Below are 20,320 nucleotides of genomic sequence, written 5' to 3'. Positions count from 1 at the left end.
CGGAGGAGCCCTCAGCCCTTGCTCTTCGAGGGGTCCTTGAGGCCGATCGTGGCGAAGTCCCACTGACCGGTCCACACCGGGGAGCCGAACGCCCCGGCCACGTTCGTCCCGGCCAGCAGCGGACGGCGCTGCCACAGCATCGGCACGGTGGGCGCCTTCTTCATCAGCTCCTCGTTGAGCTGCTGCCACGCCTTGTTGGCCTCGGTGACGTCGGACATCGCGTTGATCTGGTCGATCCGGTCCGAGGTGACCTGGTCGCGGAACTGCTCGACGTTGCCCTGGTTGCCCTTCTCCTTGATGGTGCGGCCGTCGAAGACCTGCGGCAGGAAGGTCGCGCCGGACGGGTAGTCCGGACACCAGCCGAGGATGGCCAGGTCGGGAGCGTTCTTGGTGTCGCCGATGGTGTCGTAGTAGACGGACGGGTCGGCGGTGGTGATGGTGACCTGGATCCCGACCTTGGCCAGCGACTGCTGCAGCGCCTCGGCCCGGGTCTTGTCCCCGGAGGAGACGGTCAGCGAGAGCTTGAGGTCCGTCCTGCCCGCGTCCTTGAGCAGCTGCTTGGCCTTCTCCGGGTCGCCGGTGGAGGGGATCTTCAGCGGGTCCAGCTTGGTGCCGCCGGCCAGTGCGGGCGGGAGGTAGGAGGTGGCCACGTCGCCCATCGCCGGGCCTCCGTTCGCCGTCACCTGGGCGTCCCGGTCGACCGCGTACATCAGGGCCTCGCGCACCTTGGGGTCGTCGAAGGGCGCCTTGGAGGTGTTGGGGTACAGCATGTCGGTGCAGCCCTGCTGCTCGGCGATCAGCCGGGACCGCACGTCCGCCTTGGGCAGCACCTTGGAGACGGACTCGGGGCGCAGGTTCATCCACTCCACCGCGGAGGCGTCCGCGCCCTCGCTGGCGATGATCCGGTCGTCCACCTGGCCGCCCTTGAGGCCCTGGGTGACCACGATCCTGTCCGGGTACGCCTTGCGGACCGGGTCGGTGGACTGGTCCCAGTTGGTGTTGCGGACCAGGACGAGCTGCTTGCCCCGGTCGTAGGTCTCGATCCGGTACGGGCCGGAGGAGAACGGCCGCAGGTCGTACTGGGGGCCCTTGTCCTGGGACTGCGGCACGGGGGCGAAGGTCGGCAGGGTCGCGGTGTACGAGAACTCGGCGACCGGGCGCTTGAGGTGGAAGACCACCGTCCTGTCGTCCGGGGTCTCGATGCTCGCCAGGTGCTCGCCGTTCAGCGGGCCCTTGTAGTTCTCGTCGTCGGCCAGGTACTGCTGGGCGTAGTCGGGGCCGCCGGTGAGGTCGGGGGCGAAGGAGCGCTCGACGTTGTACTTGATGTCGGCGGACTTGATCGGCGTGCCGTCCTCGTACTTGACGCCGTCCTTGAGGGTGAAGGTCCAGGTCTTCCCGCCGTCCGAGGGCCGGCCGAGGTCGGTGGCGAGGTCCGGGACGATCTCGCTGCCCGCGGCGCCCGGCTCGGCCTTGAAGGTGACCAGGGTGCGGTAGAGCAGCCGGATGCCGAAGTCCATGTTCGGCATGGTCCAGTTGCGGGCCGGATCGAGGTGGGCGAAGTCCTGGTTGGACAGCACCGTCAGGGTGCCGCCCTTCACCGGCGTGCCGCCGACGATCGTCCCCGACTCGGCACCGGGGGCCCGGGTGCTGCCGGCCGCGGCGTCGCCACCGCCACTGTCGCTCTTGTCGTTCTTGCAGGCCCCGAGGCCGAGGGTGAGGGCCGCCGCGAGGGCGGTGGCGAGGATGGCATGGGTGCGCCTGGTCATGTGGCAACTCCGCTGTGGGGGGCCTGCATTGGCCCGCTCTGGGCCTGGTTCGGTCGCGGGGCCCGGCTCTGGCCGCACCGCCGTGTGACCCGTAACATAGTAATGTGAAATTGCACTGCACAAGGGGTGGCGGCCTCCGTTACCCAGCTGTGTCCGTGCGCCCCAGCTCGCCACCCCCGCCTAGGAGTTCACCGGTGACCCTCCCGCAGCCCGGACTCACCACCGGCAGCCACGACCTCCCGGTCTCCCCCGCCCTGGACGCCTTCATGGCCTCCCACTGGGCCGCCACCCCGCTCCCCGCCGACCGGCGCGTCCCCGGCCACTCCGGATTCCCCGGCCGCCGCGCCCGGCTCTCCGCCACCTTCCCCGGTGAACGCCTGATCGTCCCGGCCGGGCGCCTCAAGGTCCGCTGCAACGACCTGGACCACCGCTTCCGACCGCACAGCGCCTACGTCTGGCTCACCGGGCTCACCGGCGAGGACCAGGCCGACCACGTCCTCGTCCTCGAACCGGCCGGCGCCGCGGGCCACGAACCGGTGCTCTACGTCCGCCCCCGCTCCCCGCGCGACGGCGGCGAGTTCTACCGCGACCGCCGCTACGGCGAGTTCTGGGTCGGCCGCCGCCCCGACCTCGCCGAGGCGGCCCAGCTCACCGGACTGCGCACCGAACACCTCGACGACCTGGGCAAGTTGCTCACCGGACCACAGCCGCCCACCCGGGTACTGGCCGGCACCGACCCCTTCGTCGACTCCGCGCTCGACCTCGACGGCGACTCGTTGCGTCACGGCGAACTCGCCGCCGTCCTCTCCGAGTTGCGACTGGTCAAGGACACCTGGGAGGTCCAGCAGCTGCAACTCGCCGTCGACCACACCGTCAGCGGCTTCGAGGACGTCGTCCGCGCCCTGCCCACCGCCCTGCGCCACCACCGCGGCGAACGCTGGATCGAGGGCGTCTTCGACCTGCACGCCCGCGCCGAGGGCAACGGCCCCAGCTACACCACCATCGCCGCCTCCGGCGCCCACGCCTGCGTCCTGCACTGGATCCGCAACGACGGCGCCCTCGACCCGAACTCCCTGCTCCTGCTCGACGCCGGCGTCGAGACCGACACCCTCTACGCCGCCGACATCACCCGCACCCTCCCCCTCGGCGGCACCTTCACCCCCGTCCAGCGCCAGGCCTACGAACTCGTCCTCGCCGCCCAGAGCGCCGGCATCGCCGCCCTGCGCCCCGGCGCCCGCTTCCGCGACTTCCACCGGGCCGCCATGCGCGTCATCGCCGAAGGCCTCGCCGACTGGGGCGTCCTGCGCATCCCGGCCGAGCAGGCCCTCGCCGACGACAACGGCCTGTACCGCCGCTACACCCTCTGCGGCAGCGGCCACATGCTCGGCCTCGACTACCACGACTGCGCCAAGGCCCGCGCCGACCGCTACGTCGACGGCACCCTGGAAGCGGGCATGGTCCTCACCGTCGAACCCGGCCTCTACCTCCAGCCCGACGACGAAACGCTCCCCCTGGAACTCCGCGGCCTCGGCATCCGCATCGAGGACGACCTCGTCATCACCGAGGACGGCGCCCACCTGATGTCCGGCGCCCTCCCCCGCACGGTCAATGCCATCGAGTCCTGGATGGCGGACCTGCTGAGCTGAGTCCGGTCGAGTGGACGATCAAGCCACCTTGATCGTCCGCTCCCCCTGCTTCACGGTGACTTCGACCTCACCGCCGAGGCGCGCCGAGCGCACTACCCCCGCGCGCTCCGCCACAGCTGCGCCACGATGTCCTCCGCCGGGCCCGTGCGGGCGAGCCGGTGGGCGGTGCCCGCCCAGAGGTGCATGGCGTCGGTGTCGGCGCGGCGGGTGGCGGCGGCTCGCAGAGGTGCGGTGAGGTGGTGCACCTCGGGGTAGGCGGGCGGGGCGTACGGGCCGTGGCGGTCGATGAAGGCGTTGCGCAGGCCGCGGGCCGGACGGCCGGTGAAGGCGCGGGTGACGACGGTCTCCGGCAGTTCGGTGAGCGCGGCCCGATGGGCGGCCGAGGCGCCGGACTCGTCGGAGCGCAGCAGCGCCGTCCCCAGTTGCACCGCGACCGCCCCGGCCCGCAGCGCCGCCGCGATCGCCGCGCCGTCGCCCAGCCCGCCCGCGGCGACCAGCGGCAGCGGCGTCACCGCCCGTACCGCGGCCAGCAGTTCCAGCAGCGGCAGCTCCCCCGCCGCGTCCGCCGCCCGGTGGGTGCCGCGGTGCCCGCCCGCCTCCGGGCCCTGCACGCACAGCGCGTCCATCCCGACCGCCTGGGCCGCCCGCGCCTCCTCCGGCGTGGTGACGGTGCCGACCTGCAGCGTCCCCGCCGCCCGCAGCGCCGCCGACTCCTCGGCTGTCGGCAGCCCGAAGGTGTACGAGACCACCGGCACCGGGTCCGCGAGCAGCACGGCGAGCTTGGCCTCCCAGTCGTCCCGGTCCGGCCCAATCTCCTCCGGCAGCGCCACCCCCCACCGCTCGGCCTCCGGCCGCAGCCGCTCCCGGTAGGCGGCCACCGCGGCCGGATCGGCGGGCGGGGCCGGCACGAAGAGGTTCACCCCGTACGGCCGGTCGGTCGACTTCCGGACCACGGCGATCTGTTCGGCCATCCCCGTGGCGCTCTTGTAGCCCGCGGCCAGGAACCCCAGCCCGCCGGCCCGGTTCACCGCGGCCGCCAGTTCGGGCGTCGAGGCGCCGCCCGCCATCGGGGCGCCGATCACCGGTACGGCGAGTTCGTCGAGACGCACGGCCATCGGGGGGGCTCCTCCCACTCCTACGGGTACCTCCCTCACCCTACGCTCAGCGGATCAGCCCCCGCCTGCGCGCCTCCCGCACCGCCGCCGTGCGCGAGTCCACCCCCAACTTGGTGTAGACGTGCACCAGATGGGACTTCACCGTGGCCTGGCTCAGGTGCAGCCGCTGGCTGACCTGCTGGTTGGTCAAGCCGTCCGCGACCAGCCCCAGCACCTCGGTCTCCCGCGCGCTGAGCGCTGCCGACGGCGTGCGCATCCGCTCCAGCAGCCGGTCCGCCACGCTCGGCGCCAGCGCGCTGCGCCCCGCCGCGGCGGCCCGTACCGCCTGGGCCAGCTCCTCCGGCGGGGCGTCCTTGAGCAGGTACCCGGTCGCGCCGGCCTCCAGCGCGGGCAGGGTGTCCGCGTCGCTGTCGTAGGTGGTGACCACCAGCACCCGCGGCGCGCCTGGCCGGGCGGTGATCGCCGCGGTGGCCTGGGCCCCGTTCATCGCCGAACCGGGCCCGAACTGCAGGTCCATGAGGACCACGTCCACCCCCGGCTCGGCGGCCAGCTCGACGGCCCGCTCCGCGGTGGCCGCCTCCGCCACGATGGCGAAGTCCGGTTCGCTCTCCAGCACCGCCCGCAGCCCGGCCCGCACCACCGGGTGGTCGTCGGCGATCAACAGCCGGATCACGGTCCGACCTCCGGGCCGACCGGCAGCTGCACCGCCAGCGCCGTGCCCTGTCCGGGCGCCGACTCCACCGTGAAGCTGCCGCCGAGCGCCCGCGCCCGGGCGCGCATCGAGGGCAGCCCGAAGCCGCCGTCCCCGCCGGTGCGGCCGGCCACCGCCGCCGGATCGAACCCGGCCCCGTCGTCGAACACGTCCAACGCCACCTCACCCTCCATGTAGCTGAGTGTCACCTCGGCCCGCGAGGCCTTCGCGTGCCGCACGGTGTTGCCGAGCGCCGACTGCGCGATCCGCAGCAGGGCCACCTCCTGCGCCGCCGGCAGCCGGACCGGGTCCCCGGAGACGTGCAGGTGGACGGGCAGCGCGCTGTGCGCCGTGGTGGTCGCGCACAGCCGCTCCAGCGCGACCGGCAGCGGATCGCCGTCCAGCGCGGGCGGGCTCAGCGCGCGGACGAACCGCCGGGCCTCGTCCAGGTTGTCCTGGGCGGCCTGCCGCGCCTGCTCGACGTACCCGGCCACGGCCTCGGTCCGCTCGGGCAGCGCCCGCTGGGCGGCCCGCAGCAGCAGCTGGATGGAGCTGAGGCTCTGCGCGAGGGTGTCGTGGATCTCCCGGGCGAGGCGCTCGCGCTCGGCCAGCACCCCGGCCGCGTGGTGGGCGGCGGCGGCGTCGGCGCGGGCCGCGGTCAGCTCGTCGATCAGCCGGCGCCGCTCCTCGCTCTCCCGGTACAGCGCCTGGTAGCCGAGCACGGTGGCGGTGGCGACGGCCGCCCCGAGGGCGGGCCCGATCGAGGCGGCGAGGCTGAAGCTGTGCTGGTGCCAGGACCACGCGGCGATCGAGGCGGCGGCCGTCAGCCCGACCGCGGCCAGGCCGCTGCGCCGGCCGAGCAGGTGCAGTTCCAGGAAGTACAGCGGGAACGCCAGCCACACCCCGTCCTGGGTGGCGACCAGCAGGCCCGCCCAGGTGACGCCGAGCAGCGCCAGCCAGAGCGCCGCGCCCCGGCGCGAGCGGCGGACGGCGGCCAGCCGGGGGCCGACGGCGTACACCGCGGCCGTCGCGGAGGCCGCGGCGGCGACGGCGGCCGGATCGCCACCGCGGTCGACGAAGGCGGCGCGGGCGACGGCGAGCGCCAGCAGGCCCGCCACGAGCAGGTGCAGGCAGACCTGGAGGACGCGGGCGACGGGGATGGTCCTGGATCGTTCGGTCGCCATCCCTCCAGCCTAAGCTCCCGGCCCGCCGAGCAGCATCAATCAAAAGGTTGACCGGCGCTTCGGCCCTTCGATGCCCAGGATGCAATCCCCCGCGCGATGCCCCCTCCCCCTCCTTCGAGGGACGGTGTGAGCATCACCCGTCTGTCCGCAGGAAGGCCCACCGTGTTCGTCGCCTGGAGGGATCTGAGGTTCGCCAAGGGGCGGTTCGCCCTGATGGGAACCGTCATCGTGCTGATCACCGTGCTGGTCGGCCTGTTGTCCGGGCTCACCGCCGGACTCGGCCGGCAGAACATCTCCGCCATCGAGGGCCTTCCCGCCGACCACCTGGTGTTCGGCAAGCCCGCCGACGGCCAGGAGCTCAACTTCACCGACTCCCAGGTCACCCCCGACCAGTGGCAGGCCTGGGCACGCGAGCCCGGCGTCACCTCCGCCCAGCCGCTCGGCATCACCACCACCAAGGCCGCCGCCGGGCAGCGCACCGCCGCCCTCTCCGCCTTCGGCGTCCCGGACGGCTCCGACCTCGCTCCGCAGGGCGGCCGGGTCGGTCCCGGTCGGGCCGTACTGTCCACCGCCGCCGCCGAGAAGCTCGGCAACCTCACCGACGGCGCCGACTTCACCCTGGCCGGCCACCGGCTCACCGTCGCCGCCGTCGAGGGCGACGCCGCGTACAGCCACACCCCGGTGATCTGGACCAGCCTCACCGACTGGCAGCAGTTCGCCCCCGGCGGCACCGGCCACGCCACCGTCGTCGCCCTCCGCACCACCGCGGGCGCCGACCTCGCCGCGGCCGACGCCCGCCACGGCACCGAGACCCGCACCCGGGACGACGCCCTCGCCGCGATCGGCTCCTACACCTCCGAGAACGGCTCCCTCCAGCTGATGCGCGGCTTCCTGTTCGCCATCTCGGCCCTGGTGATCGGCGCCTTCTTCACCGTCTGGACGATCCAGCGCAGCGGCGACGTCGCGGTGTTGAAGGCCCTCGGCGCCTCCACCCGCTACCTGCTGCGCGACGCCCTCGCCCAGGCCGTCCTGCTGCTGGTACTCGGTACGGCCGTCGGCACCGCGATCGCCCTCGGCGCCGGCTCGCTGATCGGCTCCGCCGTCCCCTTCGTCCTGGACGCCCCGACCCTGCTGCTGCCCGCCGCCGTCATGATCGCCCTCGGCGCGGTCGGCGCGGCCCTGTCCATCCGCCGGATCACCTCCGTCGACCCGCTGACCGCCCTGGGGAGCGCCCGATGAGCCTTGTCCTGGACCGCATCACCCTCACCTACCCCGACGGCGACGGCCGGCTCACGGCCTTGGACGACGTCTCCCTGACCGTCCCCAAGGGGACGCTCACGGCCGTCGTCGGCCCCTCCGGCTCCGGCAAGTCCAGCCTGCTGGCGGTGGCCGCCACCCTGATCGGCCCGGACTCCGGGCGGGTCGTCGTGGACGGCACCGACACGGCGGGCCTCGACCGCGCCGAGCTGACCTCGTTGCGCCGCACCAGGATCGGCATCGTCTTCCAGCAGGCCAACCTGCTGCCCTCGCTCACCGCCGCCGAGCAGCTGCAGGTGATGGCCCACCTCGACGGCCGCTCCCCCCGCAGCGCCCTCCCCCGCGCCCTGGAACTCCTGGACGCCGTCGGCCTCCACGACCAGGCCCACCGACGGCCGCACCAGCTGTCCGGCGGCCAGCGGCAGCGGATCAACATCGCCCGCGCCCTGATGAACGACCCCACGGTGCTGCTGGTGGACGAGCCCACCAGCGCCCTCGACCACGAACGCGGGGCGGCGGTACTGGAGTTGATCACCGAACTCACCCACCGGCGGGCCACCGCGACCGTCCTGGTCACCCACGACCGCACCCACCTGACGGCGGTGGACCAGATCGCCGAGGTCCACGACGGCCGGCTGGTGGTGCCTTCGGCCGCGGCCTGAGCTACCTCTTGGCGGAGAGCACGTCGTCCACCGAAAGCGTCACCGTTGCCCCGATCGATTCGGGCAATGTGAATGACTGCCCGGGATGGTGGACGGCGTGCACCTGGTACTCGCTGTCCTTCGGATCGGTCAACACCATGACTCGCTGATTCTTCCGATCCACGATGACGTAAACGGGCACACCAGCAGACGCGTAAACGGTTGGCTTCCGCTTGAGGTCGTCGCTGAGATTCGATGACGTGACTTCGAGTACGAGCCGGAAGACTGCCGGGTCGTAACAGTTGTACTCGATCACGTGGTCATCGATGTCGGCGTCGACGATCGACAGGTCTGGTACGGCATAGTCAGAAGGTCCGTCGGGCAACCAGATACCGATGTTCTGCAGGACCTCGACCTCCTCCCCGTCGAGCCCAGCCGCAAACAGTGCCCGCATGAGGCGGCTCAGCGACTTACCGTGCGAAGCATTTGGCGGCGGCGTCACGGTGATCTGGCTCCCGACGATCTCGACCCGGTACCCAACGAGCTGGTTGGAAATCAGCTCGGCGGCCTCAAGCAGCGTCGGCTGCTCGGCGGCTTCGAGCGGCGGGGCCTGCTCGAAGGGCCCTTCCACTGCTGCGGCGGACATGGATTTCCTCCTGGCTGCCGATGTCGAGAACATCATCGTAGGACCGGAGCGCTTCCCGACACCCAATCTGTCGCATTCACCCCAAAGGGTGGTTTTAACCGCTACCGGGCCCGCAGCCGCAGGGCCGGGCGCTCCGACTCCGCCGTCTCGTCCTGGCCGGCCCAGAGGGAGCGCACATGGCTGAGGTGCCGCGTCATGCAGGCCTCCGCCGCCTCGGCGTCGCCGCCGAGCATCAGGTCGAGCAGCTCCACGTGCTCCACCGCCGAGGACACCAGCTGCCCCTGCTCGTCCAGCCGGGTCAGCCCGTACAGCCGGGAGCGCTTGCGCAGGTCCCCGACCACCTCCACCAGCCGCGCATTGCCCGCCAGCCCCAGCAGGTCGAGGTGGAACTGCCGGTCCGCCTCCAGGTACCCGATCAGGTCGTGCTTGCGCGCGGCCGCGACGATCGCCTCGGCCTGGGGGCGCAGCCGCTCCAGCTGGTCCTTGCTCGCGGTGCGCGTGACCCGGCCGACGGTCGGGACCTCGATCAGGGCGCGGATCTCGGTGTAGTCGTCCAGGTCGCGCTCGGTGAGCTCGGTGACCCGGAAGCCCTTGTTGCGGACGGCTTCGACCAGGCCTTCACGGGCGAGGTCGAGCATGGCCTCGCGCACGGGGGTGGCGGAGACGCCGAAATCGGCGGCGAGCGCGGGGGCGGAGTAGACGACGCCGGGGCGCAGTTCGCCGGAGATGAGGGCCGCCCGGAGGGCGTGGGCGACCTGGTCGCGGAGCCGCTCCTGCACGGAGATCAGGGTGCGGGATTTGAGCTCGGCCATGGTGTTCCTCCGGGTGGGTGCAGAACACCAGCGTACAATGTCACGTTACGTTGAGCATGCAACAGTCCGGGACTCATGGTGACAGCGGCCGCCGGCCCTGACAACGGCCGGCGGCCCACGATCTGCCGCTACGCGGACAGCTGCGCCCGGCGGAACTGCCCCACCAGTGCGGTCAGGCTCGCCGCGCCGCGCCCGGACTCGACCCCGCGTCGGAAGGCCTCGGCCAGGACGGCCGGCAGGGCGTCGTCCACCCCGGAGGCCTCGGCGGTGTGCCGGACGTGCTCGATGCTGGCCAGCGCCATCGCCAGCCGGTCGACGTCCCCGGCGTGGTTCCCGGCCGTGATCCGAGGCGCGTAGAACGCCTGGAAGCCCGGCATGGAGGCCGCGGTCGAGGACAGGTACGGCAGGAACTCCTCGGCCGAGATGCCGTTGGCCTCGGCGATCGCGGTGGCGTGCAGGTAGCCGGCCATGGAGGTCCAGAACAGGTCCATCTGGATCTGGTAGTACAGCTGTGCCAGCCCGGGGTCGTCACCCCGGAAGTCGGCCCCGGTCAGCACCTCCAGCGCGGCCCGGTGCCGGTTGAACAGCTCGACCGGCCCGCTGTAGAAGGTGGACGACTCGGGGCTGCCGATGCCGGAGGGCGGCACCTGCACCCCGCCGGTGAGGTGCCCCGCGCCGCGCTCGGTGAGCCACCGTGCCGCCTCGCGGGCCCGCGCGGGGGTGTCCGAACTGAGGTTGGCGATCACCTTCCCGGCCACCGCCCCTTCCACCGACTCCAGCACCGCGAACACCGCGTCGTAGTCGGTGAGGCTGAGCACCACGAGTTCGTTGGCGGCCACCGCCGCCTCCGCGCCGGGCGCCAACCGCGCTCCCCGGGCGACCAGTTCGTCGGCCCGCGCGGCCGTGCGGTTCCACACCGTGACGGCGTAGCCGGCGTCCAGGTACGCCCCGGCCATGGCGTGCCCCATCGGGCCGAGCCCGATCACCGTCACGGACCGCTTCGCCTGCTGCTCGGTGGACACAGGGATTCCCCTCTCTAGAACGAACGCTCTATCCAGTACCGACGGCGACGCTAGCACAACTCTGGAACGAACGCTCTACTCAGAATCTCGGCTAGGATTCGGCCCGTGAAGACCGCCGAGAAGACCAGCAGCGTCGGCACCCGCGAGCGGATCGTCCGGGCCACCTCCCGGCTGCTGCAGCGTCAGGGCTACGAGGGCACCGGGATCAAGCAGATCTCCCGCGAGGCCGAGGCCACCCTGGGCTCCGTCTACCACTTCTTCCCGGGCGGGAAGCAGGAGTTGGCGGCCGAGGCGATCCGGCACGGGGACCAGGAGTTCGCCGTCATCCTGCGCGCCGGCCTCGGCTCCGCCGAGGACCTGACCGCGGCGGTCACCACCTGCACCACTCTGCTCGCCCGCGAGCTGCGCGGCTCCGACTGGCAGGACGGCTGCCCGATCACCACCACCGCCCTGGAGACCGTCGGCCGAGCCCCGGTGATCGAGCAGGCCGTGACCGAGGCCTTCGCCAACTGGCAGGCCATCGTGGAGGAACGCCTGCGCACCGCCGGCATCGGCGCCGAGGACGCCCGCGAGCTGGCCGGCACCGTCATCAACACCCTGGAGGGCGCCGAACTCGCCGCCCAGGTCGCCCGCAGCGAGGAGCCGCTGCACATCGCCGGCCGCCACCTGGCCCGGCTGCTCGCCACCTACCTCCCGCAGGACTGACGCACGAAAGGAGCCGGCCCGGTGGGGGATCCCTTCCCACCAGGCCGGCTCCGGCCTCCACAACTGCGATGCACTCCCGGCAGTTGGCCCGTACGCTACGGCGCCCGGCGCCGCCCGGCCCGGTACACCTCGGCCGCCACGGCCAGGTCCTCCCAGGCCATCCCGACGCTCTTGAAGAACCGCGGCCGCCCGTCCGGCACCAGCGCGTCGCCGCGTACCAGTTCGGCCAGGTTCCACAGCTGCCGTCCGCCGACGCCCGCCAGCAGCAGGTCCCCGGCCTCGCGCGCCGCCACCGTCCGCGCCTCGACGTACAGCTCGGCCCGGCCGACCAGCACCTCGTCCACCTCCCGCGCCTCCGGCTCGTGCGAGCCGACCGCCGCGACGGCCGCATGCGCGGGCACCAGCGCGCCGTCGAACAGCGGGGTGCGCGCGGTCGTGCAGCACACCACCACGTCCGCCCGCCCGACCGCCTCCGGCCCACCCGCCGAGGCCATGAGTCCGAGCCCCCGCCCGTACGCCACCAGCGCGGCCACCCGCCCGGGGTCGCGCGCCACCACGGTGAGCCGCCGCAGCGGCCGGACGGCCAGCAGCGCGTCCAGGTGCCCGTACGCCTGCGGGCCGGAGCCGAACACCACCAGGTGCTCGGCCTCCGGCTCCGCAAGCCTCGCCAGCGCCGCCGCCGTCACGGCGGGCGTGCGCAGGGCCGTGAGGGCCGCGCCGTCCAGCACGGCCAGCGGCTGGAGCGTGGCCCCGTCCAGCAGCAGGTAGCTGCCGGTGATCCGGGGCAGCCCGCGCGCCGGGTTGTCCGGCACGACCCCGGCGATCTTGACGCCCGCGTACGGCCCGGCGGCGGCCGGCATCAGCAGCAGCTCTCCCGCCGGCACCGGTACGGCCGACCGGGCGGGCGCCGCCTCCGGGTCCAGCCCGTCCAGCAGCACCCGCTCGATCGCCCGCACCGCCCCGGCGGGCCCGAGCCCACCGGTGCCCGGCACGGTGTACTGGAGCGGCTCAGCCCCCGTACCGGGCAGTCCGTCACCGGGCGACGCGGCACCCGACGGCCCCGCACCGAACGGCTCGCCACCGGGCGGCGCAGCACCGCTCACAGGAGGAACCCCGCCCCGAGCGAGTCCCCCGGCTCCACGACGAACAGGTGCTCCCCGGTCCGGAACGCGACGCCGCCGACCTCGGTGACGACCCCGCCCGCCAGCGGGTCGCCCCCGCCCACCGCCCGCCCGGTGAACACCGTGCCGATGATCGACTCGTGCAGCAGTTCCTCCCCCGGCGCGAGCCGCCCCTCGGCGACGAGCACCGCGAGCCGGGCGGAGGTCCCGGAGCCGCAGGGCGAGCGGTCGATCTGCCCGTCCGCGAAGACGGTGACGTTCCGCTGCACCAACGCCGAGCCCTCCGACGGGAGTTCCTCGTACAGCACCACGCCGTACACCCCGGACAGCCGCGGGTCCGTCGGGTGCGAGACCTCCTCTGCGCCGGCCAGCAGCTCCCTGATCTCCCGCCCCACAGCAGTGAGTTCGGGGAGCTGCTCGGCCGACACCGCCAGGCCCAGCGCGGCCGCCGGCACCGAGACGTAGCACGCTCCGGCGTGTGCCACGGCGGCCTCCACCACGCCGCGCGAGGTGGCCAGCGGCAGCTTCAGGGCGCTGACCCGGCTGGGCACGTTGCGGAAGGTGACCCCGGTCGTGCGCCCGCCCGCCCGGTGCACCAGGGCGGTGACCCGCCCCGAGGGCACGTCGATCCGCACCCGGGCCACACCGTCCGCGGGGGCCGGGACCAGCCCGGAGTCGACCGCCCAGGCGCCGAGCGCGATGGTGCCGTGCCCGCAGGCGGTCGAGTAGCCGTCCTTGTGCCAGAACAGCACGCCCAGGTGCGCCCCGTCGTCGTCCGGCGGCACCAGGAAGCCGCCGTACATCCCGGCGTGCCCGCGCGGCTCCCGGACGAGCAGCTGCCGGACCTCGTCCAGCGAGCTCGGCCGGGGCGCGGTGGCGCTGCCGCCCGCGCCGATCGCGACGGCCCGCCGCTCGGCGACGCTGTCGCCCGGGATCGGGGGGATCCCGTCCAGCACGATCCGGAACGGCTCCCCGGCCGTGTGGTAGTCGACCGTGCTGACCCTCATCACAGCCCGCCGCCCGGCAGCACGCTGACCGTCCGGCTGACGGTGTAGAACTCCAGCGCCGCCCGGCCCTGTTCGCGCTCGCCGTGGCTCGCGCCCTTGGTCCCGCCGAAGGGCAGGTGGAAGTCGACGCCGCTGGAGGGGGCGTTGACCCGGATCATGCCCGCGTCCAGCCGGTCGGCGGCGGCCAGGGCCGCGTCCAGGCTGCGGGTGTGCACCGAGGTGGCGAGGCTGTGCGGGGTGTCGTTGGCGAGCGCGATCGCCTCGTCCAGATCGGCCGCCGCGTGCAGCACCGCCACCGGGCCGAAGAACTCCTCGCGTGCCAGCGGGTGTTGGTCGGGCACGTCGGCGAGCAGGGTCGGTTCGACGTACCAGCCGGCCCGCTCGGGCACCCCTCCTCCGACCAGTACGCTCGCCCCGGCCTCGACGGCCGAGGAGACCGCCCCCGTCATCCGCTCCCGCGCGGCCTCGTTGACCACCGGCCCGCAGACCGAATCGTCCACCGCCGCAAGGGCCTTGACCAGCGCCTCGCGCAGCGGCGCGTACGCCGCTCCCACCGCGATCACCCGGCTGGTGGCGGTGCACTTCTGCCCGGCGTACCCGGCGATCGCGGCCGCGATGTGCCCGGCGGCCAGCTCCACGTCCGCGTCCGGCAGCACCAACGCCGCGTTCAGTCCGCCGAGTTCGGCCTGCACCGGCACCCCGCGCCCGGTGGCGGCCCGCACCACGGCCCGGCCGACCCCGGTGGAGCCGGTGAAGGACACCACGTCCGCCGCTTCGACCAGCGCCACCCCCTCCTCGGCCCCGCCGGGCAGCACCGTGAAGACGTCCTCGGGCAGCGAGGCCAGCGCGGTCAGCTCGGCCAGCCGCAGCGCGCACGCCGTCGCCTCCGGCGCGGGCTTGAGCACCGCCGTGTTCCCGACCGCCAGCGCCGGAGCGGCCTTCCAACTCGGGATCGCCAGCGGGAAGTTCCACGGCGCGATCAACCCGGCCACCCCGTACGGCCGGCGCCGGGTGAGCAGCAGCCCCGGCCCGGCGGCGGTCTCGTGCACCGCCCCGGACGGCTCGTACGGCGCCTGGGCGTAGTAGCGCCAGATCGCCGCCGTCCGGGCGACCTCCCCCCGCGCCTCGGCGAGCGGCTTGCCGACCTCGCGCACGATCAGCGCGGCCAGCTCCTCCGCGTGCGCCTCGACCGCCTCGGCGACCCGGCCGAGGGTCGCCGAGCGGGCGCCCGCACCGGCCGCGAGCCAGCCGGCCTGCGCGGCCCGGGCTGGACGCCCTCGTCGGCTACCTCGACGGCGACCTCGCGGTGGTGCCGGTGCTGCTCGGGATGCTGTCCGACGTGGCCGACCCGTTGTGGGCGGGCCGGCTGTCGCTGGCCGCCGACTCGGGGCGGCAGGTCGAGCACCGGAGGTTCGAACGGGGCAACGCCGCCCTGGTGACCAGCATGACCACCGCGAGGCCGGTACGGCTCGTCCGGTTCGAAGGGGCGGGCGGGCGCCCGGGCCCGTCCGACGGCGGCCCGCACGGCCTCGGCGCCGGGCGCCTCGACGGCGACCACCAGGTCGGCCGGGTCGGCGGGGTTGTACGAGGTGATGCTCACAACTACCAGCCCTTCAGAGCGAGTTCACAAAGACAGCATCAGAGCAGGAAGCCCGCCGGGAACGGGTCGTCCGGGTCGAGGAAGTACTGGGCGGTGCCGGTGACCCAGGCCCGCCCGGTGACGGTGGGCACCACGGCGGGGTGTCCGGCCACCTCGGTCTCCTCGACCAGCCGCCCGGTGAAGGTCGTCCCGATGAAGGAGTCGTTGCGGAAGTCCCGCCCGAGCGGCAGTTCACCGCGCGCGTGCAGCTGCGCCATCCGCGCCGAGGTGCCGGTGCCGCAGGGCGAGCGGTCGAACCAGCCGGGGTGGATGGCCATCGCGTGCCGGGAGTGTTCGGCGGTGGAGCCGGGGGCGAGCAGTTGGACGTGGTGGCAGCCGTGGATGGACGGGTCCTCCGGGTGCACCGGCCGGTCCGGGCCCGCGTTGACGGCCGCCATCAGGGCCAGGCCCGCGTCCAGGATGTCCTGCTTGCGCTCGCGCTCGAACGGCAGCCCGAGTTCGGCGAGCGGCAGGATGGCGTAGAAGTTGCCGCCGTACGCGAGGTCGTAGCCGACCGTGCCGTAGCCGGGCACCTCTATCTTGCGGTCCAGCGCGACGGCGTAGGAGGCGACGTTGCGGATCGTCACCGCCTTGGCGGCGCCGCCCTCGACCCGCACCTCGGCGACGACCAGCCCGGCGGGGGTGTCCAGCCGCACCGTCGTCACCGGCTCGACCACGGGCACCATCCCGGTCTCGACCAGCACGGTGGCGACGCCGATGGTGCCGTGCCCGCACATCGGCAGCAGCCCGGACACCTCGATGTAGAGCACCCCGAAGTCGGCGTCCGGCCGGGTGGGCGGCTGCAGGACGGCGCCGCTCATCGCGGCGTGCCCGCGCGGCTCGTACATCAGCAGGGTGCGGAAGTGGTCCAGGTGCTGCTGGAAGTGCACCCGGCGCTCGGCCATGGTCGCGCCGGGGATGACGCCGAAGCCCCCGGTGATCACCCGGGTCGGCATGCCCTCGGTGTGCGAGTCCACGGCGTGGAACACGTGACGGCTGCGCATTCCTCACAACTCCTCTGTCGAAGCGGGCCGGGCGGGCCGGGCGGGCCAGGCGGGCCAGGCGGGCCAAACGAAGCCGAACAGCCGAAGCGGTCGTCGGGGCCGGCTGCCCGCACAGCCGGCCGAACGCCGAGAACTATCCGAGGCCCTCTGCCAGCGCCTTCTCGGTGGCCGCGCGCACCGCCGCCTCGATCTCCGGCTCCAGCGGCAGCCGGGGCGCCCGGACCGGCCCGCCGGGGCGCCCGGCGATGTCCATCGAGAGCTTGATGGCCTGGACGAACTCGGTCTTGGAGTCCCAACGCAGCAGCGAGTGCAGCGACTTGTACAGCGGCAGGGCGGCCCCCAGGTCGTGCCCGACGGCCGCGTCGTAGAGCGCCACGCAGGCGTCCGGCAGCGCGTTCGGGTACCCGGCGATCCAGCCGACCGCACCGGCCAGCGCCAGTTCCAGCAGCACGTCGTCGGCGCCGATGAGCAGGTCCAACCCGGGCGCCAGCTCGGCGAGTTCGTACGCCCTGCGGACGTCCCCACTGAACTCCTTGACGGCCACGATCGAGCCCTCGCCGTGCAGCTGGGCGAGCAGCGCGGGCACCAGGTCGACCTTGGTGTCGATCGGGTTGTTGTACGCGACGACCGGCAGCCCCGCCCGGGCGACCTCCGCGTAGTGCGCCCGCACCGAGGCGTGGTCGGCCCGGTAGGCGTTGGGCGGCAGCAGCAGGACGGAGCCCGCTCCGGCCTCGGCGGCCTGCTCGGCCCAGCGGCGGGATTCGGCGCTGCCGTACGCGGCGACCCCGGGCATGACCCGGGAGCCGTCGCCGGCCGCCTCGACCGCCACCTCGACGATGCGGGCGCGCTCCTCGGCGGTGAGCGTCTGGTACTCGCCCAACGAGCCGTTGGGGACGACGCCGTGGCAGCCGGACTCGATCAGCCAGCGGACGTGCTCGGCGTAGGCGTCGTAGTCGACGGAGTGGTCCGGGCGCAGCGGGATCGTGGTGGCGACCATGACGCCGCGCCAGGGCCGGTTGGTGTCGTGCGGGGTGATGGACACGTTGAGCTCCTTGGTGAGGTGTGACATTTTATAAGCGGCGACAGGCCGGAGACAAGAGCCCCCGCCCCCTGGGTTCCGACCGGTTCCGACTGGGGTTGCGACGGCCCGGGCCCGAAGACCCGGGCCCGGGCCGGACTACTCCGACGCACCTGCCGCCAGCTGCGACAACGGCACCGGGCAGGCCAGCGGCCGCCGGTCCGGCCCCGCCCCCGTGGCGCCGGACAGACAGGCCACGGCCGGACCGCACATCCGCCCCTGGCACCAGCCCATCCCCGCGCGGGTGAGCAGCTTCACGGTCCGCGGGTCGCCCGCGCCCAGCTCCTCCACCGCCTCCCGGATCCGAGCGACCGGCACCTCCTCGCACCGGCACACGTCGGTGTCCGGCCGCAGCCACCCGGTCCAGCCCGGCCCCGGCCGGTGGGCCGCCGCCATCAGCTCGGCGAAGGCCCGCAGCCGTGCCCGGCGGCGCAGCAGCGCCCGCTCCGGCGGCTCCCCGGCGATCGCGTGCGCGGCCAGCTCTCCCTCGGCCAGCGCGAGGTCCGCGCCGCCCACGCCGTTGGTCTCCCCGGCGGACCACAGGCCGGGAACGGTGGTGCGCAGCCGGGCGTCGACCCGCAGGGCGACCGCGCCGTCCGGCCCGGTGCGGGTCTGCGCGCCGAGTTCGGTGGCCAGCTCGATCTGCGGCAGCAGCCCGTGACCGACGGCGAGCGCGTCGCAGTCGATCCGCCGCTCGGTGCCGGGCAGTGGCCGCCAGTCGGCGCCCAGCCGGGCCACGGTGACTCCGGTGACCCGCTCGTCCCCGTGCGCCTCGACGACCGCGCTGCGCGGCCGCAGCCGTACGCCGTGACGCAGCAGCGCGCTCCCGTGTCCGGCGCCCTCGACCAGCTTGGCGGGGACGGCCGCCAGCACGCCGGGGCGCCGGGCGTACCCGAGGTAGCCGCTCGCCTCGACCACCGCCGGGACGTCCGCACCGGCGCCGACCAGCGAGGAGGCGGCCGCGAGCAGCAGCGGCCCGCTGCCGGCCACCACGATCCGCCGCCCGGGCAGCACCAGCCCGGCCTTGAGCATCGCCTGGGCACCGCCCGCCGTGACCACCCCGGGCAGCGTCCAGCCGGGGAACGGCAGCTGCCGCTCGTACGCCCCGGTGGCGAGCAGCACCGTCCGGGCCCGCACGGTGGTCCGCTCGGCGGCCTCCGGCCCGAGGGTGACGTGCACCGCGAAGCCGTCCTCGGTCCGTTCCAGCGCCCACACCTGGTGGCCGCCGCGGAACTCGGCCCGCCGGTGCGCCGTCAGCCGCGCGGCGAGCCCGGTGTACGCCGCCCAGCCGTGGTGCAGCCGGTCGGGGCGGGCCGCGCCGAGTCCGGGCGCGGGGTGCCGGTAGTACTGCCCGCCGGTCCGGTCCGCGCCGTCCAGCAGGACGCAGCGCAGCCCGAGGTCGGCGGCGGTGACGGCGGCGGCCAGCCCGGCGGGCCCGGCGCCCACCACCGCGAGGTCGAACAGCTCAGACGGCGAGGTCGGCACGGCCGTGTCCCTCCTGGGTGGTGACGACGGTACCCGGCTCGGCGGGCAGCAGGCACAGGCGCTGGTTGGCCCGGCCGTTCACGGTGGCCAGGCAGTCGAAGCAGGCGCCGATGCCGCAGAACGCCCCGCGCGGTCGCCCGCCGACCCGGGTGGTGCGCCAGGCGAGCACGCCGTCGGCCCAGAGCGCGGCGGCGATCGACTGCCCGGGCAGGGCGCGGACGGGCCGTCCGTCGAACTCGATCCGGTGGGCAGGCCCGGGGTCGGCCTCGACCAGGGCGGCAGGGGTGCGGCGACGCGTCACGGCTTCTCCAAGGGATCGGTCGAGGCGGGGAACCGGTCGGCCCGGAACGGCGCGAGGTCCAGCTCCGACCGCTTCCCGGTCAGCTGTTCGCTGATCAGCAGCCCGGTGGCGGGCGCCAGCCCGATCCCGGCGCCCTCGTGCCCGCAGGCGTGGTAGAGCCCGGGCACCCGGGGGTCCTCGCCGATGGCGGGCAGGTGGTCCGGCAGGTACGGGCGAAAACCCCGGTAGGTGCGCATCACGGCGACCTGCGCGAGCACCGGGAACAGCGCCGCCGCCTCGGCCGCCAGCCGGCCGATCGCCTCGTGGGAGATGGTCCGGTCGAAGCCGACCCGCTCCCGGCTGGCGCCGATCAGCACCGGCCCGCCGGGGGTGCCCTCGATCACGGAGGAGGTCTGCAGCCCGGCCGAGCCGCTGGCCACGTCGGCCACGTAGTCGGCGGAGTAGACCTTGTGCCGGACGACCCTGGGCAGCGGTTCGGTGACCAGGACGAATCCGCGCCGGGGCAGCACCGGCAGGTGCGCACCTGCCAGCGCGGCCAGCTCGGCCCCCCAGGCGCCGGTGGCGTTCACCACGGCGGGCGCGGCCAGTCGGCGGCGGTCGGTGCGGACGCCGCGCACCGCGCCGTCCGGCCCCCGCTCCACGGCCGTGACGGTCTCGCCGGTGCTCAGTTCGGCGCCCATCCGGCGGGCCTCGCGCAGCAGGTGGGCGGCGGCGAGCGCGGGCTGCACCTGGGCGTCCTGCGGGTAGTGGTAGCCGCCCGCCAGCCCGGGGGCGAGGTGGGGTTCGAGTTCGTGCAGCCGCTCGGCCGGGACCTCCTCGGCGCTCACCCCGACCGCGGCCTGCCCCGCGGCGAAGTCCCGCAGCGCCTGCTGTCCGGCGGCCGTCGAGGCGACCACCACGCCGCCCTTGGGCTCGTACTCGACGGCCGGGCCGAGCTGTTCGGCGAGCTCGCGCCAGAGCCGGAGGCTGAGCAGGGCGAGGTCGAGTTCGGGCCCGGGTTCCTTGTCGGAGACCAGCAGGTTGCCCTCGCCCGCGCCGGTGGTGCCGCCGGCGACCGGCCCGCGGTCGACGACGGCGACAGCGAGTCCGGCGCGAGCGGCGTAGTAGGCGCAGGCGGCGCCGACGACTCCGGCGCCGACCACGACGACGTCCAGGGGAGGTGTCCAGCTCTTCAGCACGCCAGTAATATGTCACATGCCA

Annotated in this window: 18 protein-coding genes and 1 pseudogene; 4 read left to right on the top strand and 15 right to left on the bottom strand. The window is 74.2% G+C overall.

Annotated features, from left to right (window positions below; all coding sequences use genetic code 11):
• Positions 1–11 precede the first annotated feature (11 nt).
• On the bottom strand, positions 12–1,766 hold the full coding sequence (locus HS99_RS22515; RefSeq protein WP_030553596.1) for an ABC transporter substrate-binding protein: 1,755 nt from the start codon (positions 1,764–1,766) through the stop codon (positions 12–14).
• A 194-nt stretch (positions 1,767–1,960) separates the two neighbouring features.
• On the opposite strand from HS99_RS22515, the gene HS99_RS22510 reads away from it, so the two are divergent.
• Positions 1,961–3,412, top strand: a complete 1,452-nt coding sequence (locus HS99_RS22510; protein ID WP_030553594.1) for an aminopeptidase P family protein — start codon at positions 1,961–1,963, stop codon at positions 3,410–3,412.
• 92 nt (positions 3,413–3,504) lie between these two features.
• On the opposite strand, the gene HS99_RS22505 is transcribed toward HS99_RS22510, so the two are convergent.
• The 3 genes from HS99_RS22505 to HS99_RS22495 are packed head-to-tail and all read right to left on the bottom strand — an operon-like array spanning position 3,505 to position 6,402.
• Positions 3,505–4,527 (bottom strand): nitronate monooxygenase, encoded by a 1,023-nt coding sequence (locus tag HS99_RS22505; RefSeq protein ID WP_030553592.1) that lies wholly within the window; start codon positions 4,525–4,527, stop codon positions 3,505–3,507.
• Between the two features lie 46 nt (positions 4,528–4,573).
• Positions 4,574–5,200: a response regulator transcription factor gene (locus tag HS99_RS22500; protein WP_030286179.1), complete on the bottom strand. Its 627-nt coding sequence runs from the start codon at positions 5,198–5,200 to the stop codon at positions 4,574–4,576.
• Positions 5,197–6,402 carry a sensor histidine kinase gene (locus HS99_RS22495; protein ID WP_046387020.1) on the bottom strand — a complete coding sequence of 402 codons (1,206 nt, stop codon included), beginning with the start codon at positions 6,400–6,402 and terminating at the stop codon, positions 5,197–5,199. The genes HS99_RS22500 and HS99_RS22495 overlap by 4 nt, the downstream gene beginning before the upstream one ends.
• 162 nt (positions 6,403–6,564) lie before the next feature.
• Here HS99_RS22495 and HS99_RS22490 point away from each other — a divergent pair, with 162 nt between their 5' ends.
• Together HS99_RS22490 and HS99_RS22485 are read left to right on the top strand one after the other, a co-directional pair.
• The gene (locus tag HS99_RS22490) at positions 6,565–7,641 is read left to right on the top strand and encodes an ABC transporter permease (RefSeq protein ID WP_030286175.1); all 1,077 of its coding nucleotides are present in this window, start codon (positions 6,565–6,567) and stop codon (positions 7,639–7,641) included.
• The gene (locus tag HS99_RS22485) at positions 7,638–8,321 is read left to right on the top strand and encodes an ABC transporter ATP-binding protein (RefSeq protein ID WP_030286172.1); all 684 of its coding nucleotides are present in this window, start codon (positions 7,638–7,640) and stop codon (positions 8,319–8,321) included. Before HS99_RS22490 ends, HS99_RS22485 begins: the two co-directional genes overlap by 4 nt.
• Position 8,322: 1 nt before the next feature.
• On the opposite strand, the gene HS99_RS22480 is transcribed toward HS99_RS22485, so the two are convergent.
• The 3 genes from HS99_RS22480 to HS99_RS22470 form a co-directional block, all read right to left on the bottom strand.
• Positions 8,323–8,946, bottom strand: a complete 624-nt coding sequence (locus tag HS99_RS22480; RefSeq protein ID WP_030553588.1) for a Uma2 family endonuclease — start codon at positions 8,944–8,946, stop codon at positions 8,323–8,325.
• Between the two features lie 101 nt (positions 8,947–9,047).
• A complete protein-coding gene (locus HS99_RS22475) occupies positions 9,048–9,758 on the bottom strand; it encodes a GntR family transcriptional regulator (RefSeq protein ID WP_030553586.1) in 711 nt (236 codons plus the stop codon).
• Positions 9,759–9,886: 128 nt separating this feature from the next.
• Entirely contained in the window at positions 9,887–10,780 is an 894-nt protein-coding gene (locus HS99_RS22470) for an NAD(P)-dependent oxidoreductase (RefSeq protein WP_267885552.1), read from the bottom strand.
• A 105-nt stretch (positions 10,781–10,885) separates the two neighbouring features.
• Here HS99_RS22470 and HS99_RS22465 point away from each other — a divergent pair, with 105 nt between their 5' ends.
• Positions 10,886–11,485: a TetR/AcrR family transcriptional regulator gene (locus tag HS99_RS22465; RefSeq protein ID WP_030286163.1), complete on the top strand. Its 600-nt coding sequence runs from the start codon at positions 10,886–10,888 to the stop codon at positions 11,483–11,485.
• A 95-nt stretch (positions 11,486–11,580) separates the two neighbouring features.
• Here the strand turns inward: HS99_RS22465 and HS99_RS22460 are convergent, their stop codons facing one another.
• The 8 genes and pseudogenes from HS99_RS22460 to HS99_RS22420 all read right to left on the bottom strand — a co-directional run bounded on the left by HS99_RS22460 (position 11,581) and on the right by HS99_RS22420 (position 20,298).
• Positions 11,581–12,477 carry an ornithine cyclodeaminase family protein gene (locus tag HS99_RS22460; protein WP_030553583.1) on the bottom strand — a complete coding sequence of 299 codons (897 nt, stop codon included), beginning with the start codon at positions 12,475–12,477 and terminating at the stop codon, positions 11,581–11,583.
• A gap of 107 nt (positions 12,478–12,584) precedes the next feature.
• On the bottom strand, positions 12,585–13,613 hold the full coding sequence (locus tag HS99_RS22455) for a proline racemase family protein (protein ID WP_030553582.1): 1,029 nt from the start codon (positions 13,611–13,613) through the stop codon (positions 12,585–12,587).
• Positions 13,613–14,821, bottom strand: a pseudogene (locus HS99_RS22450) (aldehyde dehydrogenase family protein); the annotation flags it as partial. The gene HS99_RS22455 and the pseudogene HS99_RS22450, both read right to left, overlap by 1 nt.
• Positions 14,822–15,251: 430 nt before the next feature.
• Positions 15,252–16,256 (bottom strand): proline racemase family protein, encoded by a 1,005-nt coding sequence (locus HS99_RS22440; RefSeq protein ID WP_030286156.1) that lies wholly within the window; start codon positions 16,254–16,256, stop codon positions 15,252–15,254.
• Positions 16,257–16,389: 133 nt separating this feature from the next.
• Positions 16,390–17,253: a dihydrodipicolinate synthase family protein gene (locus HS99_RS22435; RefSeq protein ID WP_370863287.1), complete on the bottom strand. Its 864-nt coding sequence runs from the start codon at positions 17,251–17,253 to the stop codon at positions 16,390–16,392.
• Between the two features lie 180 nt (positions 17,254–17,433).
• Positions 17,434–18,819 (bottom strand): FAD/NAD(P)-dependent oxidoreductase, encoded by a 1,386-nt coding sequence (locus tag HS99_RS22430; protein ID WP_030286152.1) that lies wholly within the window; start codon positions 18,817–18,819, stop codon positions 17,434–17,436.
• A complete protein-coding gene (locus tag HS99_RS22425) occupies positions 18,800–19,120 on the bottom strand; it encodes a (2Fe-2S)-binding protein (protein WP_030286150.1) in 321 nt (106 codons plus the stop codon). The genes HS99_RS22430 and HS99_RS22425 overlap by 20 nt, the downstream gene beginning before the upstream one ends.
• Positions 19,117–20,298 (bottom strand): NAD(P)/FAD-dependent oxidoreductase, encoded by a 1,182-nt coding sequence (locus HS99_RS22420; RefSeq protein ID WP_030553581.1) that lies wholly within the window; start codon positions 20,296–20,298, stop codon positions 19,117–19,119. Before HS99_RS22420 ends, HS99_RS22425 begins: the two co-directional genes overlap by 4 nt.
• Positions 20,299–20,320 lie beyond the last annotated feature (22 nt).

Origin of the sequence: Kitasatospora aureofaciens, assembly GCF_001188955.3 — a bacterium.
Lineage (GTDB): Bacteria > Actinomycetota > Actinomycetes > Streptomycetales > Streptomycetaceae > Kitasatospora > Kitasatospora aureofaciens.
The sequence above is the reverse complement of the archived record's forward strand: the minus strand, read 5'-3'. Positions and strand labels throughout refer to the sequence as shown.

Coding starts and splice junctions, on each gene's coding strand:
- HS99_RS22515 (WP_030553596.1), bottom strand. CDS start 1,766: ATGACCAGGCGCACCCATGCCATCCTCGCCACCGCCCTCGCGGCGGCC.
- HS99_RS22505 (WP_030553592.1), bottom strand. CDS start 4,527: ATGGCCGTGCGTCTCGACGAACTCGCCGTACCGGTGATCGGCGCCCCG.
- HS99_RS22495 (WP_046387020.1), bottom strand. CDS start 6,402: ATGGCGACCGAACGATCCAGGACCATCCCCGTCGCCCGCGTCCTCCAG.
- HS99_RS22485 (WP_030286172.1), top strand. CDS start 7,638: ATGAGCCTTGTCCTGGACCGCATCACCCTCACCTACCCCGACGGCGAC.
- HS99_RS22480 (WP_030553588.1), bottom strand. CDS start 8,946: ATGTCCGCCGCAGCAGTGGAAGGGCCCTTCGAGCAGGCCCCGCCGCTC.
- HS99_RS22475 (WP_030553586.1), bottom strand. CDS start 9,758: ATGGCCGAGCTCAAATCCCGCACCCTGATCTCCGTGCAGGAGCGGCTC.
- HS99_RS22455 (WP_030553582.1), bottom strand. CDS start 13,613: ATGAGGGTCAGCACGGTCGACTACCACACGGCCGGGGAGCCGTTCCGG.
- HS99_RS22440 (WP_030286156.1), bottom strand. CDS start 16,256: ATGCGCAGCCGTCACGTGTTCCACGCCGTGGACTCGCACACCGAGGGC.
- HS99_RS22435 (WP_370863287.1), bottom strand. CDS start 17,253: ATGGTCGCCACCACGATCCCGCTGCGCCCGGACCACTCCGTCGACTAC.